The sequence below is a fragment of the Rhizobium sp. CF122 genome, from assembly GCF_000282035.1.
Lineage (GTDB): Bacteria > Pseudomonadota > Alphaproteobacteria > Rhizobiales > Rhizobiaceae > Rhizobium.
Map to the genome: position 1 here is coordinate 1 of NZ_AKKA01000012.1, position 15,076 is coordinate 15,076.

Below are 15,076 nucleotides of genomic sequence, written 5' to 3' on the forward strand. Positions count from 1 at the left end.
TCATTCGCATCTGCCCACAGCCCTCGTTTGACATAGGTCGCTCCATGGCCGGCCTACAGATTTGGGCAACTATCTTATCCCCTATGCCAAAGACCGACCATAACCTTTCGAGTGCTTTCGGACGATTGGCGAAGCTTTCCGCGAGACCCGTCTCATCCTTCGAGACAATCGGTGATCCAATATGAAAGCGAAAGTCCGACTCCGCGCTTGACCTCAATGGGCCCTGCAGTCTCGAACTCTTCGCCAATGACCTCGCGAAACAACGGGCTAGGGTGTGAATACAAGGAGTTCTGCATAACAGCCCCGCGGGCCTTCCAGCGCAAAAGGTCAGCTTTTGCGAACTGCGGCTCGCGCCGTTGCTGTCTCAGCGCGGGCTCGAACACATCGCGGCCTTCCCCGTCGATCTCATTCAAAGCCGAGCCAAACCGCCCAGCGGCCTGCAACCTAGGTTCATACCTGTCACCTGAGCTGAGACGCGAGACCCGACATGAGTCAGACGCCATGCATCGCGATCCGCTTCCGGCCACGACGTGGCGAGAACATTTCGTCTGCCGCGATTAACTCCGCCTTCTATTACATGCGCGAACACGCCGATACCTCGACGAAGCAGCCCTTCATCCATATCGTGCGCCAATTCATCCAGAAGTTCGTAAAACCCCGGGGCACCAGCCGGCATCCCGGAAGTCCATGGTCGCATCGCCTCCATCCTCGCCGCCATGGAGGCCGCGACGTTGAAGGCGAGCCTGTCTCCGGTGAAAGGCGATATGGGGGAATTCCAGGGTCACCAAGCTTGCTACTGTCCGGTCACAATTGGAATTCGAGGCTCATCCTTACTGCCCTGTAGGCGGCTCGCTAGCGCAACGGTCAAAGCCTGCGCCAGACACATTGGGGCAGCAAGGGAACGCGAGAACGTATATTCATGTTCTGGAACGGGAAAGAGGACCGATGCCGACTTCGCCAGAGGCGACAAAGTGCTGTCTGAAATGGCGACAATCGGAATGCCGCGAGTGGCCGCATCCTCAACCACGTTCACGACTTCTGTTGCATAGAAGCGAAACGATACAGCAAACAGAAGGTCTGTGCCTTTCATCGTGCGCGCCATGTAAGTCGCAAGCCCACCGCCGGGGTCTAGTAGAACGCATCGCTTCCCCAGCATGGTGAGCACGTATCGCAACAGTTCGACGACCGGCGCTGAACGGAGCTGGCCGATCAAGAAAATTGTTTCGCTTCTTTCCAGAAGGTCGACTGCCGTTGCCAGGTCTTCATTGGAGATTTGCTCGAGCACGTCCTGGAGAGACGCGATATCCCTCACCACAAGATCCCGGAGAAAGCCGGTCTCGCTCTTGTCTGTTCGTCCCCCGAGTTCTGCTTCGAGAGCTTTCTTTCGCGCTTCAAAGCCCGGAGCGGCGGTCGACAGACGCCGCTGAAACAGACCTTGTAGATCCTTAAAGCCCTCATAGCCCAACGCCTGTGCAAAACGCACAAAACTGGATGCGTGGATGCCACAGCGTTCTGCGATCGAATTAACCGAAAGCACCGCAACGTCGTTAGGGCTCTGTGTGAGATAAACCGAGATTTTCTGGTAAGTCTTGCTCATTCCGCCGTAGCGGTCATGGATCAGACGTATGAATTCCTCGTAGTCGCGGGGTGGTTCGAGCTCTGCCATTCTTTAGACCTGCAAATTTCATTGCATCATGCGCTAATCAGTAAAAGATTGGCAATGCCAAAACGATTACCCGTTGAGCGCCCGCGAAAGCGGCTCAGCCGGCGCAGCGCCAATCAAAACGACTGTTGCCCGGTAAGCTTTTCGATGATCTTGTCGATCGAGACGGCGAGGACCAGCAGAAGCCCCGTGACGATCAAGCGAACCTCGTTTTCGACACCCATCAGATTAAGGCCGTTTTGGACCGTGCCGATGACCAAGGCCCCAAGAAGCGCTGCGTGAATGGCCCCTCGTCCCCCAAACAAGCTGACGCCACCAATTACGGCCGCTGCGATGGATTCCAACAGCAACGTTCCACCGCCGACGCCGCCGCCGGAGAAGACGCCCACTCCGAGCGTCCTTGATGAAGCGACAATTCCCGCGATCGCCGCAACTCCACCCGCGATTGCGAAGGCCGCCATGCGGATGAGCGGGACCTTGATCCCGGCCCGCCGTGCCGCCTCGTCATTGTTACCGACAGCGTAGAGATAAAGGCCGAACTGAGTTTCGTTCAGAACGTAACCGCCGATGCCGAGAAGAACGACGAACATCAAGACAGGCAGCGGAATTCCCTGACTGGCGTTCAGAACCAACACCACGATCGCACCAAGGATTGCCGCCCCTGCAACCGGGAGAAGCACGTTGTGAAGGGTCGAGATTTCAAGACCCGCACGGCGGCGCCTTGTGACGCTGGAGAGAATCAGACCGGCAAGTAGGGCGACACCGATCAACCAGGTGACCCAGGCACTGACGCCTTGGATCGTCTTCTGCGCGATATACTCCACGCCAGTGCCCATCAAGCCGTAGCGGGCACTTGCGGGCAGCAGGAGCAACTGGATGCCGTTAAGTGCCAGGCCCAGTCCAAGAGTCACGACGAACGATGGTACTCCAACCCAGTTCACCCATCTAGCCGAACATGAACCGATCGCTGCACCGATCAATACTGCGAACGGAAGCGCCAGCCAAGGTGAGAACCCGTAATCCACGATCAACTTCGCGCTCAAAACCGACGTCACGCCGTGGATAGCGGCGATGGACAGATCAATCTCCTTCACCAGCAGGACGAACATCAGACCGAGCGCCATGATGCCAACCACGGTTGATTGCTGAAGCAGGTTCGATAGGTTTCTGGGAGTCAGAAAGATATCGCTCTGTGTAGTGAAGAAGATCCACAAAGCGACAAGCGCGATGACCACGGGCAGAGCTCTAAGGTCGCTGTTCAGAAGCTCTCCGAAAGTACGCCGCTTCGGGGGGGCTGTCGTGGAGATGGAAGCCATGATGTTCATTCCTCAAAAACTGAAACGGGCCTGGGTCAGCCGGCGAGATTGACGCCTTCGTTGCCGCCGACCATGGCATTGACGACCATTTCGCCCGTCACATCCTTGGATCGGAAGCTCGCCGCGTTCGCGCCCAGGCGCATGACCTCGATCCGATCGGTCGCATTGACGACGAAATGGTGGATGTCGTGACTGACGATCACTATACCCAAGCCATCGTCAGCCAAGCTGCGGATCAGGTCAGCAACCTGCTGGGCGGCGGAGTGGCTGAGGGCGGCAGTCGGTTCGTCGAGGATGACGACCTTCGGGGTCCAGAGAATGGATCTCGCGATCGCGATATTCTGACGCTGGCCGCCCGACATGGCGCCCACGGGTCGCGTTAGGGAAAGATTGCCAAGGCGCATTCTCGTCATCACTTCACGAGCACGTACTTCGCACTCGGCACGGCGAATGCGCCGACCGAAAAAACCCGGTCCTGTCAGCTCTCTTCCGAGAAAGAGGTTCTGGACCGCATCCAGGTTGTTACAGAGGGCAAGGTCCTGATAGACCGTTGCAATGCCGTGCTTCGTGGCGTCTGCCGGGGTTCTGATGTTGGCTGGCTTGCCCTCGATTTCGAAGTCGCCGGAGTCGGCGGCGTAGACACCCGCCATAACCTTCACCAACGTCGACTTTCCAGCTCCGTTGTCACCGACGAGCGCAACGATTTCTCCGGGATGAACTTCGACGGACGCGCCTCTCAAGGCGTGGACGGAGCCGAATGACTTCTGGATATTCCGCATCGAGACCAGCGGCACGGATTTTTGATTTGGAAGGGTCTTTTCCTCTGAACGCCCTGTATCGGTCGCGGTCATGTCAGCCTCTGAAGCGCTTTTGATCCTACGACGGAGGACGGCGGCGCACCGCCCTCCTCCGCGCATGTGACCAATTTAAAGGTTTTTCTTGCAGACGTCCGTCGTTTCGATGCCTTTGCAGATTTCTGCCCAGGTCCAAACGCCCTTGGAGACTACGTCGCCGAGATTGTCCTTGGTGATGTTGCTGACCGGCAGGAACACTGCAGGCACGTCCATGAACGTGTTGTTGACCTTTCCGTTGACGAGCTCCTTCGGCACGCCCTTGCCAGCGACGATCGCTGCGACGACTTCGGCCGCCTCCGTGGCCTGAACTTTTAAGTCCTTCAAGACAGAGTTGTCCTGCCAACCCTGTGCGATGTAGCGGAGAGCCTCAACGGTAGCGTCCTGGCCGCCGGTGACGAGCTTGTCGCCCGGCTTCGCGCCCTGGGAGATCAAGGCGGCGACGGAGCCGCCGGTGGTGCCGTCGTTCATGCCAAGGAAAACATCGACGTCGCCGCCGTTCTTCGTGAGGCAATCCTCGGCAAAGTTCTGAGCGAGAACCGGATCCCAGTTCTGCGTGTACTGCTCGCAAACGACCTTGACCTTGCCGGAGTCGATCAAAGGCTGGAGGAATTCGTTCTGACCCTTTTCGTACTGACCGGTGCCATATTCGCCTTGATTGCCCTTGACGCGGGCAACCTTGACCGGCGTCTTTGACATGGCGTTGATTAGTTCAGCGGCGCGTTTGCCCTGCGCCTGGCCAACCGCCAAGGAATCGAACACGATGTGCGCCTCGGCTTTTCCGCCGACGGCGTCATGGTCATAAAGAACGACCGGGACGTTGGCAGTTGCGGCGGCAGCAAGCGCACCGGCTGCAAGGTTCGCATCTGCGGAGGTGAGAAGGATAACCTTCGCGCCCTGTGCGATGGCGTCCTCGACTTGGGCCTGTTGTTTGTTCGGATCGCCCTGCGCATTCTGAACGACGACTTCGACGTCAGGCGCCTTCTCCTTCATCGCCTGAACGAAGAATGGCGCATCGCGGCTTTCGAAGCGGATTGTCGTCTGATTTGGCAGCAGGAAGAAGACCTTCGCCTTGTCCTGCGCAAATGCAGCGCCGCCCATTGCGGCAGTGATAATCGTCGTCGCCAAAAGGCTGCGTATCAGTCGTTCCATCTCTTACCTCCCATGAAACAAGTGAATTCGGATCCGGCAGATTTTCCTCGGAACGCGCCTCCCAGCGCACCCTCCGCCGTCCTATGACTGCTGCTAAAGCGTTGCAACAATCATTGCTAAGTAGACTAAACGGCAATTATTGGTGAGTCAAAGGAATTTTCAATAAACTATGCCATATACTAATGCGGCAATTTCTGTTGCGACAATGCTCAAGAAGCATCGGAGCGCCCGGCCGGAACTGTTCGTCCGAGCCGGGCCGTCACCGCGATGCCAGGCATGCCGCCGACTACGATCGTTGCAGTTCCCCGGCGTTTACGACGAGCTTTGGATCTATCTGACCTGCGAAGTAGTCGAGGACGTTCTGCACCGAGGCCACGGCCATCCGCTCTCCGCATTCGCGGGTCAGCCCGGCGATATGCGGCGACAGAACCACTTGGTCGAACTCGAGAAGTTCGTTGCTCGCCCCCGGTGGCTCGTCATCGAACACATCCAGTCCGGCGGCGCCGACGCGCCCGGACTTCAACGCGCCGACAAGGGCCTTCTCGTCAACGACGCCGCCGCGCGCGGTGTTGACGAGGATCGAGCCTGGTTTCAACGCAGCAAGCTCCGCCTCCCCGATGATGGGCCGGTCCGCCTTAGGAATGTTCACGGAGATGATGTCGGCCCATCGCAGTCCTTTTAAAAGATCGTCCGAGGGCGAGACATGCCCTTCCGGCCAGCCTTGGGCCTGCAGATATGGGTCATAAGCCTTGATTTCCATGCCGAAGCCCGCCGCCATTCGCGAAAGATGACGTCCAATGCGGCCGAAGCCGATGATAAGCAACCGCTTGCGGGAAATCTCCTCCGCTTCAAGACGGTTCCGCCAGCCCCACTCGGCAGGGGACCGAACAGCGCGGTCGCCCCGAAGGACACGTTTGGCGGCCGACAGGATCAACATCATGGCGTGTTCGGCAACCGAAACCGAATTGACATCTCCCACGATCGTAAGTGCGATCCCGCGCTCATTGAGCGAAGGCAGATCGACGGCGTCGTAACCGACGCCATGCCGCGAAACGACTTTCAAGGACGTTGCTTCGGCAACCGTGGGCGCGGACAGGGGCTGCGTGCGCAGGACCAGCGCGTCGGCCTTGCCGATGAAGGGTCGGTACGACTGTTCGGACACCTCCTCGACATAGTCGAACGTGACACCTGCTGCGTTTTTGAGAAGAGTGACCCCCGAAGGGTGCAGCTTTCCAGCGACAAGGATGTGCGGCATCAATACGCCCCCTTCTCGTTCGCGCCGGCGATCTGGCCGACGGCATCACGGAACTTTGCAACGCTTGCAGCGGCTGCGGCCGCCAGCAGCCGGCTATCGCCAGAGACGGTGGTCATGTCGAAGCCCCAACCGATGGCACGAGCCCCATATTCTGCCGTCCCGCAATGGAGAGCGGCGCGGATGTTATTCCGCTTGCAGGCAGCAACGATGGTTTTCAGTGCCTCTACCATCTCCGGCTCCTCGCGATCAAAGGCGGGTGCAAGACGTCCCTGCGTCAGACTGAACGTCAGATCTGCGGGACCGACATATATTCCGTCCAGTCCCGGCGTCGCCGCGATGGCGTCGAGATTGTCCATCGCCTGCCTAGTCTCGACCATCGCGAAGGCTAGGATCTCATCGTTTGCCTCGCCGGCATAGTTCGGGCCGGCGGCGAAGCTTACCCGTGTCGGGCCGAAGCTGCGTTGACCGTGGGGGGGGTAGCGGACATAGCTTACGAATTCGGCCGCCTGCGCGGCGGTGTTGACCATGGGGCAGATCACGCCGTAGGCGCCGGCATCGAGTACCTTCATGATGATCCCCGGCTCCAGCCAGGGCACACGTGCCATCGGCACGACGCCGGAGGCACGTATCGCCTGAAACATCGGCAGCACTGAGCTATAGTCCAAAGCCCCATGCTGGACGTCAATGGAGATCGAATCGTAGCCTTGCGCGGCCATGATCTCCGCCGTGAAGGCATTGCCGATCGACAGCCATCCATTGATGGACGGACGGCCTTGAGCCCAGATTTCTTTCAGCTTGTTCTTGATCATGCCGGTCGCCTCTCAAAACACGATCTGTGCAAGTTTGGTGTCGAGATAATCGCTGATGCCTTCGATGCCGCCCTCGCGGCCCATCCCGGAATGATTGGTGCCACCGAACGGCGCCTCGGAGGCCGCCAGCGCGAAGGTGTTTATCCCGACCATCCCTGCCTTCAGGGCGACAACCGTCCGACGGGCGCGTTCAGGCGATCGGGTGAAGGCATAGGCTGACAGGCCCATATCGCAGGCATTCGCACGGGCGAGAACTTCATCCTCGTCCTTGAAGCGTGTAATCGCGGCGATAGGTCCGAAATTTTCCTCGGCGAAAACCTTCATATCGTCGGCTACATCGGTCAAAACCGTGGGCTTGTAGAAATGACCGGCATTGAACTCGGAGGCGCGCTCGCCGCCCGTGGCGACTTTCGCGCCGGCCTTCACGGCGTCGGCGACTATCGATTCCATCTCCGCAAGCCGCCCGCCATTGATCAGCGGCCCCATCTGCACGGATGGATCCAGTCCGTCGCCAAGCTTCAGCGCGTTTGATCGGGAAACGAACCCGTCGACAAAGTCGTTGTATAGTCTCTCGTGGACGAAGAACCGGTCGGGAGTGACGCACACCTGACCAGCATTCGCGAATTTCGTTGGGACGGATACGTTGAGGGCAAGCTCGACATCGGCGTCGTCATAGACGATCAGAGGCGCGTTGCCGCCAAGTTCCATGGAAACCTTCTTCACGGTGTCGGCCGCGTCCCGGATCATCTGCTGGCCGACGCGGGTCGACCCGGTCAGAGAAACCTTCCGTACTGACTTGTCTGCCATGATCGGCGTATAGGTCGTCGCAGTCGGACCGACGATAAGGTTCACGGTCCCGGCGGGCAAGTTGCCCGCACGCATGCAGTCGACCATGACCATGGCAACACCAGGCGTCTGGGTCGAGGGCCTGATGATGATGGAACACCCAGCCGCCAACGCGGGCGCCGCCTTGCGGGCGACGAGTGCCGCCGGAAAATTCCAGGCGGTAAAAGCCCCGACTATGCCAACAGGCTCGCGCGAGACCTCGAAGCGGCCACCCGGCACGCGCGACTCAATGATCCTGCCGTAGATGCGGCGGGCCTCTTCTGCGAACCATCGGAACTGGTCTACCGCCAGTCCCCATTCGCGTTCCGACTGCGCGATAGGCTTGCCCGTCTCCAATGAGATCATCTTTCTCGCCTCGTCCGTACGTCGCAGCATCTCGTCGGCAATTCGATGCAGTGCGTCGGCCCGAGCGAAGGCTGAGGTCGCGCGCCAGGCGTCGAATCCGTCGCGTGCGGCCCCAAGCGCGTCCTGCGTGTCGGCGACGGTCGCCACCGGTGCGCTGCCCAGGGCTTCCTGCGTGACGGGGCTAAGCACGTCCACCGTTGCCCGGTCGGAGGCGGCGCGCCACTGCCCACCAATGAAAAGTCCAAAATTCTGGTACATGGTTTCACCCGATCTCGCTGGTTTTCACGGTACGGCCCTCGGCCGCCGACTTGAACGCGGCCTCGGCCAGGATCAGTGCTTGGCGGCCGTCCTCGAACCCGACTTCGGGAGACTTTCCTGCCTCGATCGCATCGACAAAGGCGCTGATCTCGGCCGAGAAGGCCTCTGCGTAACGGTCAATGAAGAAGTTCAGGAGCGGAGCACCCTTGCCCGTAAAATCCGCACGGTGCAGCGTTGTCATGTTGGGGCGGCGGTTTTCGGAGACGACCATGCCCTTCGTGCCGAGCGCCTCGACGCGCTGGTCGTAGCCATAGACCGCCTGACGCGAGTTGTTGATGATGCACTGCTTGCCCGATGAGGTCGTCAGCACCACCGTCACGGTATCGTAGTCGCCTAGTCTCTCCATCAGCGGCGGGTCCACGAGGCGGCTGCCCACGGCCGACACCTCGGTCACTTCTTCGCCGAGAATGAAGCGCGCCATATCGAAATCGTGGATGGTCATGTCGCGGAAGATGCCCCCCGAAGCCTCCGTGTAGGCGACCGGGGGCATGCCGGGGTCGCGAGAAGTGATGACGACCTGGTGCAGATCTCCGATGTCCCCGGCGCGAATGGCCTCGCGCGCTGCCCGATGTCCAGGATCGAAGCGCCTGACAAAACCGAGCATGATGGGGACTTCGGTCGCGCCGATCGCCTTCGCGCAACGTTGAACGCGCTCGAGACTGAGGTCGATCGGCTTTTCGCAGAGCATCGGCTTATTGGCTGTCACCGCTTTTTCAATGAAATCCGCATGCGTAGGCGTCGAGGTAGCGATCAGCACCGCGTCGACGGCGTCACTCGATAATGCGTCTTCTGCGGAATTGAAGACGGTTGTGCCAAGCTTGCTTCCGACTTCGTCTGCGGCACGACGATGGATATCAAACACGCCAGCAAGGCTCGCCCGCGGATGGGCCGCTATGTTTTCGGCATGCATACGACCTATCCGGCCGCAGCCGAGAACTGCGATTTTAAGCATCAGGATCCTCCCAATTGAATTTTTGCAATGATTGTTGCGGAAGTCTTGCTTTGTCAATTAATATTTCGTACCGTTCGAAAAACATGATCCATGGGAGGAGAACCGGATGTCCCGGAACACCGTACGCCTGACGATGGCGCAGGCGCTCGTACGCTATTTGTGCAACCAGTTTACAGAGATCGAGGGCGAACGGGTTCCGCTGTTTGCAGGGGTCTTTGGCATCTTCGGACACGGCAACGTGACGTGCTTGTCCGAGGCACTGGAGGCAGTTCAAGATGAGCTACCAACCTGGCGCGGCCAGAACGAACAGTCGATGGCGCTAGCGGCAGTCGCCTTTGCGAAGGCCAAACGCCGCCGACAGTTGATGATTGCGGCAACGTCCATTGGCCCCGGCGCCGCCAACATGGTGACTGCAGCCGGCACCGCCCACGCAAACCGCCTGCCGGTACTTCTGATTGCTGGGGATACTTTCGCCAATCGTATACCAGATCCTGTCCTGCAGCAGGTCGAACACTTCAGCGACCCGACCGTCACGGTCAACGACGCCTTCAAAGCGGTCAGCCGGTACTGGGATCGGATCGTGCTACCCGAGCAGATCATCTCGTCCCTGCCGCAGGCGATTGCATCAATGCTCGATCCGGCAGATTGCGGCCCTGCATTTATTGGTCTTTCGCAGGACACCCAGGAGATCGCATTCGACTATCCAGTTGCTTTCTTCGAACCGACCTTTTGGTCGATACCGCGTCCCCGTGCCGACAGACGAAAGATTGCGGAGGCAGTTGCGCTTCTCAAGGCAGCCAAGAAGCCTCTCATTATTTCGGGAGGCGGCGTCCGCTACTCGCTCGCCGAAGAAAGGGTGGCCGAGTTTGCAATCAAGCGTGGCATTCCGATCGTCGAAACGATTGCTGGCAAAGGCGCGTTGACGCACAATCATCCGGCCCACGCCGGTCCGATCGGCATCGTAGGCTCGACGTCGGCAAATGCGCTTGCCGCAGAGGCGGACGTCATCCTTGCCATCGGCACCCGTCTTCAGGACTTCACGACGGGGTCATGGACTGCCTTTCGGCAGGACGCCAAGTTCATTTCAATCAACGCTGCGCGCTTTGACGCCGTCAAGCATCGCGCCCTGGCCGTGGTGGGCGACGCCCTCGAGACGGTGGCAGAACTCGACGAGGCGCTCGACGACTGGAAGGCTGATGCCGGCCTCCTACCAAGGGCACAGTCGTTGTTCGCCGACTGGAACAAACTCCTCGACGAGCACCAAGCCATCACCAACGGCCCTATCCCGACCTATGCGCAGGTAATCGGGATCGTGAACGAGACATCGAAGCCGAACGACACGTTGATTGCCGCAGCAGGCGGAACGCCCGGCGAGGTGACCAAGGGCTGGCGCGTCAAGGATCCCAATACGTTCGACTGCGAATTCGGATTCAGTTGCATGGGATATGAAATCGCCGCAGGCTGGGGACATGCGATGGCGAAAGCCGGCGACGGAACGCCGATCGTCATGATCGGCGACGGCACCTACATGATGATGAACTCCGACATCTATTCGACGGTCCTGTCGGGCCACAAGATGATCGTCGTCGTCTGCGACAACGGTGGCTACGCCGTCATCAACCGTCTGCAGCAGTTCAAGGGCGTGCCAGGCTTCAACAATCTCATCAAGGACTGCCGTGTGAAGGAGCCGTTCGCGGTCGACTTCGTCAAGCATGCCGAATCCATGGGCGCCCTTGCGCGTCGCTGCGAAAGTCTTGCGGACTTGAAGACGGCGATGGAGTGGGCGCAGACGACCGACCGGACGACAATCGTGACGCTGGTGACCGACGCCTACGCGTGGGTACCGGGCGATGCGGACTGGGACGTCGGAGTGCCGGAGATTTCCGAGCGCGAATCCGTCCAGAAGGCCCGCGCCGATCAGGAAAAAATCCGTGCCAAGCAGCGTGTGGGTGTCTGACATGAACCGCATTGAAGGACAGTATGCCGTTGTCACCGGCGGCACCCAAGGCCTGGGCGCAGCAGTAGCAAGGCTCTTCGCCGAAGCCGGTGCGGCGGGCATCGTCACCTGCGGGCGAAGTCGCGCGAAGGGCGAGGCCGTCGCCAGCGCGATAACCCGCAAAACCGGCGTGCCCGTGACGTTCGTTCAGGCCGACCTTGGCAAGGTGGGGGACTGCCGGCAGGTGATTGCAGCAGCCGATAATAGATTCGGCAGAATCGATGTCCTAGTCAACGCGGCCGGTCTCACGGATCGTGGTAACCTTTTGAACTCGACGCCAGATCTTTTCGACCGCATGTTCGCCATCAACGTGCGTGCGCCTTTCTTCCTCATGCAGGAGACGGCTAAGCTGATGATCCGCGACGGCGTCAAAGGTAGCATGATCAATATCGGCTCGACGTCGGAGCGTGCCGGGCAGCCGTTCCTCGCGCCCTACTGCGCGTCCAAGGGCGCGTTGGCGACCCTGACCCGAAACTCCGGCTACGCGTTGATGCGCAACCAGATCAGGGTAAATCAGCTCGACATCGGATGGATGGCGTCCGATGGCGAGGATCGCGTTCAGCGCGACTATCATGGCGCGGACCCAGACTGGCTGGCGAGGGCCGCGGCCAGTCAGCCTTTCGGGCGCATCCTCGCTCCAGACGAGGTCGCGCGTGCGGTTCTCTTCCTTGCATCCGACGATTCCGGAATGATGACCGGCTCGGTCGTCCATTTCGATCAATCGGTCTGGGGAGCCTACGACGGCGGCCCCCCTGCACCGGCAACAGCCCTATCTGAATAGGTGAGAACATGAAAACGATTAAGGGACCGGGCATCTATCTTGCTCAATTCGCAGGCGACGAGGCCCCCTATAACTCTCTTTCGAGCCTTTCGAGATGGGTGGCGGCGCGAGGCTTTGCCGGCGTCCAGATTCCTACCTGGGACACCCGTCTGATCGACATGAAGAAGGCGGCCGAAAGCAAGACCTATTGCGACGACCTGAAAGGCGTGCTCGCCGAGAGCGGTCTTGAGGTGACCGATTTGGGCTCGCACATCACCGGCCAGCTCGTCGCCGTGCATCCGGCCCACGACCGCATCATGGACAGCTTCGCTCCTGCTCATGTCCACAACAATCCAGCCGCGCGCCGGGCCTGGGCTGAAGAGCAGATGCGCTTTGCCGCGCGCGCCTCACGCAATCTCGGCATCGATCGCCACGTGAGCTTCACTGGGTCGTTGCTATGGCCATACCTATATCCTTACCCCCAATGGCCGGAGGGCCTGGTCGATGAGGCATTCGACGAACTCGCAAAGCGCTGGACGCCGATCCTCAACGACTTCGACGAACAGGGCGTCGATCTTTGCTTTGAGATCCACCCTTGCGAAGACGTCCATGATGGCCTGACCTTCGAGATGTTTGTCGAACGCGTCGGCAATCACCCCCGCTGCAATATTCTATACGACCCGAGCCACTTCGTGCTGCAGGCGCTGGACTATCTGGAATTCATCGATCACTACCACGAGCGGATCAAGATGTTCCATGTCAAGGATGCCGAGTTCCGGCCGAACGGCAAGACTGGAGCCTATGGCGGCTTCCAGCCTTGGTCGAAACGCGCGGGTCGGTTCCGCTCGCTCGGCGATGGGCAGGTTGATTTCGGCGCAGTCTTCACCAAACTCGCGACCTATGATTTCGACGGTTGGGCGGTTCTGGAGTGGGAGTGCTTCATTAAGCATCCAGAAGACGGGGCCGCTGAGGGCGCGAAGTTCATCCGCGAACACATCATCAGGGTCGCGGACCGCGCATTCGACGATTTCGTGAAATCCGGCGCCAACAAGGACGCCAATCGAGCCATGCTCGGACTTGATTGAGGACAACCATGACTTCTACCTCTACATCGCAAAGGCCCCTTCGTCTCGGAATGGTTGGAGGCGGCAGCGGCGCCTACATCGGCAATATCCATCGTATCGCCGCTCGCCAGGATAGAAACTGGGACCTGGTGGCAGGCGCTTTCGACGTGGACGCCGCCCGCGGCCATGCCTTCGCAGCGAGCCAAGGCCTCGTTCCGGAACGCTCCTATGATGACTACCGGGCGATGATCGCCGGCGAGAGCGCGCGAGAGGACCGGATTGATGCCGTCGCTATCTGCACGCCGAATTTCACGCATTTCCCGATCGCAAAGGCCTTTTTGGAGGCCGGCTTCGACGTCATTTGCGAAAAACCTCTGACGGCGACCTTGGACGATGCCGTGGTGCTTGAGAAGCTCGTTCGCGAAACCGATCGGTTTATGGGCGTCACATACACCTATTCTGGCTACCCCATGATCCATGAGGCCAAGCACATGGTTTCGGCGGGCAAGCTCGGAAAGATCCGTACCATCCAGGTCGAGTACCCATTGGAATGGATGGCAACCGCGATCGAAACCGAGGGCAACGCCCAGGCCGCTTGGCGAACCGACCCCAAGAAGAACGGTCGCGGCGGCTCGATCGGAGATATCGGAACGCACGCCTATCATCTCGCTGGCTTCGTCTCAGGCCTAAAGCTTCAATCGTTGACCGCAGACCTTGCCACGTTCGTGGAAGGACGCGCCCTCGATGACAACGCCCACGTTATGCTACGATATGAAGGAGGTGCTCGTGGACTCCTGTGGTCGTCACAGGTGGCGCTCGGCTCCTCAAATGGTGTACGGCTGCGTGTGTTTGGCGAAACCGCATCGTTGACCTGGTTCCAGGAGCAACCGAACGAACTCGTGCACGCACGCCTGAATGGACGCACTGAAATCATCAAGCGCGGAGCTGACGATCTATGTGAAGGGGCAAAGGCTCGCACCCGGACTCCTCCTGGGCATCCGGAAGGATATCTTGAGGCATTTGCGAACCTCTATGCTGGTTTTGCCGAGGCAATTCGTGCCAAACGTGAGGGGCGCGAAGCAGCTGAAATCGGGCGAGATATTCCCACTGCGTATGATGGGCTTAAGGGTGTGGCATTTGTTGATTCGGTCGTTGATAGCTCGATGGCCGGTGATCAGCCATGGATGACACCCATCGCAGTTTAGGACTGGTGTCTGCAAGGGGCCGCAGTCATAGCGCTGCGGCCTTACCAGGACCGCGCAATTCGAGAGATGCTCAGCACGACCATCGCAACGCAGTGGTGCTGGCCTCGATTGAACTAACCTCGATATCGGTCGCCTTTGAACCCATGCCAACACAGTTCCTGCCCGGCGCTTCAGGAGCTCTGCCGAAATACCCATTCCGGATTTCGGGAATACTGTATCCGATGCGCCACGTGTTTCGATGACCGCTCGCCGCGGCTGAAGACTGGCCAGTCGGAATGACGGTCCCTTTTCGAAAGGCGACATAGTTGATTGGGTTGCGCTCGGCGTCGATTTTCTTGAAGGCGTCAGCGAATTGCTCCGATGTCCAAGTGCCGTCCCAGATGGCGCGGCTGATCTTAGCACCTTCGTTCTCCAGGACCGCTGTGATCGCATTCTCTGTCGGCCAAGCCTTCTCGTCATCTTGCGATACAAGGTTCCAAAGCTTCTTCTTTGCAAGCGGCTTCACTAACATCCCATCCCGCCCCGCCGACCTCGGCGCCAGGCT

General features: G+C 59.5%; 13 protein-coding genes. 4 read left to right on the forward strand and 9 right to left on the reverse strand.

Translation table 11 applies throughout. The annotated features are described in order from the left end of the window. Positions 1-793: 793 nt before the first annotated feature. From PMI09_RS03575 to iolG, 8 genes are all read right to left on the reverse strand, one after another. Entirely contained in the window at positions 794-1,666 is an 873-nt protein-coding gene (locus tag PMI09_RS03575) for a MurR/RpiR family transcriptional regulator (protein WP_007788960.1), read from the reverse strand. 113 nt (positions 1,667-1,779) lie between these two features. Further along, the gene (locus PMI09_RS03580; RefSeq protein WP_007788961.1) at positions 1,780-2,979 is read right to left on the reverse strand and encodes a sugar ABC transporter permease; all 1,200 of its coding nucleotides are present in this window, start codon (positions 2,977-2,979) and stop codon (positions 1,780-1,782) included. A gap of 35 nt (positions 2,980-3,014) precedes the next feature. Further along, positions 3,015-3,830 (reverse strand): ATP-binding cassette domain-containing protein, encoded by an 816-nt coding sequence (locus PMI09_RS03585; RefSeq protein ID WP_007788962.1) that lies wholly within the window; start codon positions 3,828-3,830, stop codon positions 3,015-3,017. Between the two features lie 75 nt (positions 3,831-3,905). Further along, on the reverse strand, positions 3,906-4,982 hold the full coding sequence (locus PMI09_RS03590; RefSeq protein ID WP_007788963.1) for an ABC transporter substrate-binding protein: 1,077 nt from the start codon (positions 4,980-4,982) through the stop codon (positions 3,906-3,908). A 286-nt stretch (positions 4,983-5,268) separates the two neighbouring features. Next, on the reverse strand, positions 5,269-6,237 hold the full coding sequence (locus PMI09_RS03595) for a hydroxyacid dehydrogenase (protein ID WP_007788964.1): 969 nt from the start codon (positions 6,235-6,237) through the stop codon (positions 5,269-5,271). Beyond that, on the reverse strand, positions 6,237-7,046 hold the full coding sequence (locus tag PMI09_RS03600) for an HpcH/HpaI aldolase family protein (RefSeq protein ID WP_007788965.1): 810 nt from the start codon (positions 7,044-7,046) through the stop codon (positions 6,237-6,239). Before PMI09_RS03600 ends, PMI09_RS03595 begins: the two co-directional genes overlap by 1 nt. 12 nt (positions 7,047-7,058) lie before the next feature. After that, positions 7,059-8,495, reverse strand: a complete 1,437-nt coding sequence (locus PMI09_RS03605) for an NAD-dependent succinate-semialdehyde dehydrogenase (protein ID WP_007788966.1) — start codon at positions 8,493-8,495, stop codon at positions 7,059-7,061. A gap of 4 nt (positions 8,496-8,499) precedes the next feature. Further along, entirely contained in the window at positions 8,500-9,510 is a 1,011-nt protein-coding gene (iolG, locus tag PMI09_RS03610) for an inositol 2-dehydrogenase (protein WP_202801598.1), read from the reverse strand. A 103-nt stretch (positions 9,511-9,613) separates the two neighbouring features. On the opposite strand from iolG, the gene iolD reads away from it, so the two are divergent. From iolD to PMI09_RS03630, 4 genes are read left to right on the forward strand one after another with little or no spacing between them, the layout of a single operon-like run. Then, positions 9,614-11,464 carry a 3D-(3,5/4)-trihydroxycyclohexane-1,2-dione acylhydrolase (decyclizing) gene (gene iolD, locus PMI09_RS03615; RefSeq protein WP_007788968.1) on the forward strand — a complete coding sequence of 617 codons (1,851 nt, stop codon included), beginning with the start codon at positions 9,614-9,616 and terminating at the stop codon, positions 11,462-11,464. A 1-nt stretch (position 11,465) separates the two neighbouring features. Next, entirely contained in the window at positions 11,466-12,284 is an 819-nt protein-coding gene (locus PMI09_RS03620; protein ID WP_037081814.1) for an SDR family oxidoreductase, read from the forward strand. A gap of 8 nt (positions 12,285-12,292) precedes the next feature. Then, positions 12,293-13,348 (forward strand): sugar phosphate isomerase/epimerase family protein, encoded by a 1,056-nt coding sequence (locus tag PMI09_RS03625; RefSeq protein WP_007788970.1) that lies wholly within the window; start codon positions 12,293-12,295, stop codon positions 13,346-13,348. Positions 13,349-13,356: 8 nt separating this feature from the next. Further along, on the forward strand, positions 13,357-14,532 hold the full coding sequence (locus tag PMI09_RS03630) for a Gfo/Idh/MocA family protein (RefSeq protein WP_007788971.1): 1,176 nt from the start codon (positions 13,357-13,359) through the stop codon (positions 14,530-14,532). A gap of 70 nt (positions 14,533-14,602) precedes the next feature. Here the strand turns inward: PMI09_RS03630 and PMI09_RS29980 are convergent, their stop codons facing one another. Further along, a complete protein-coding gene (locus PMI09_RS29980; RefSeq protein ID WP_202801596.1) occupies positions 14,603-15,037 on the reverse strand; it encodes a hypothetical protein in 435 nt (144 codons plus the stop codon). Between the last annotated feature and the right edge of the window lie 39 nt (positions 15,038-15,076).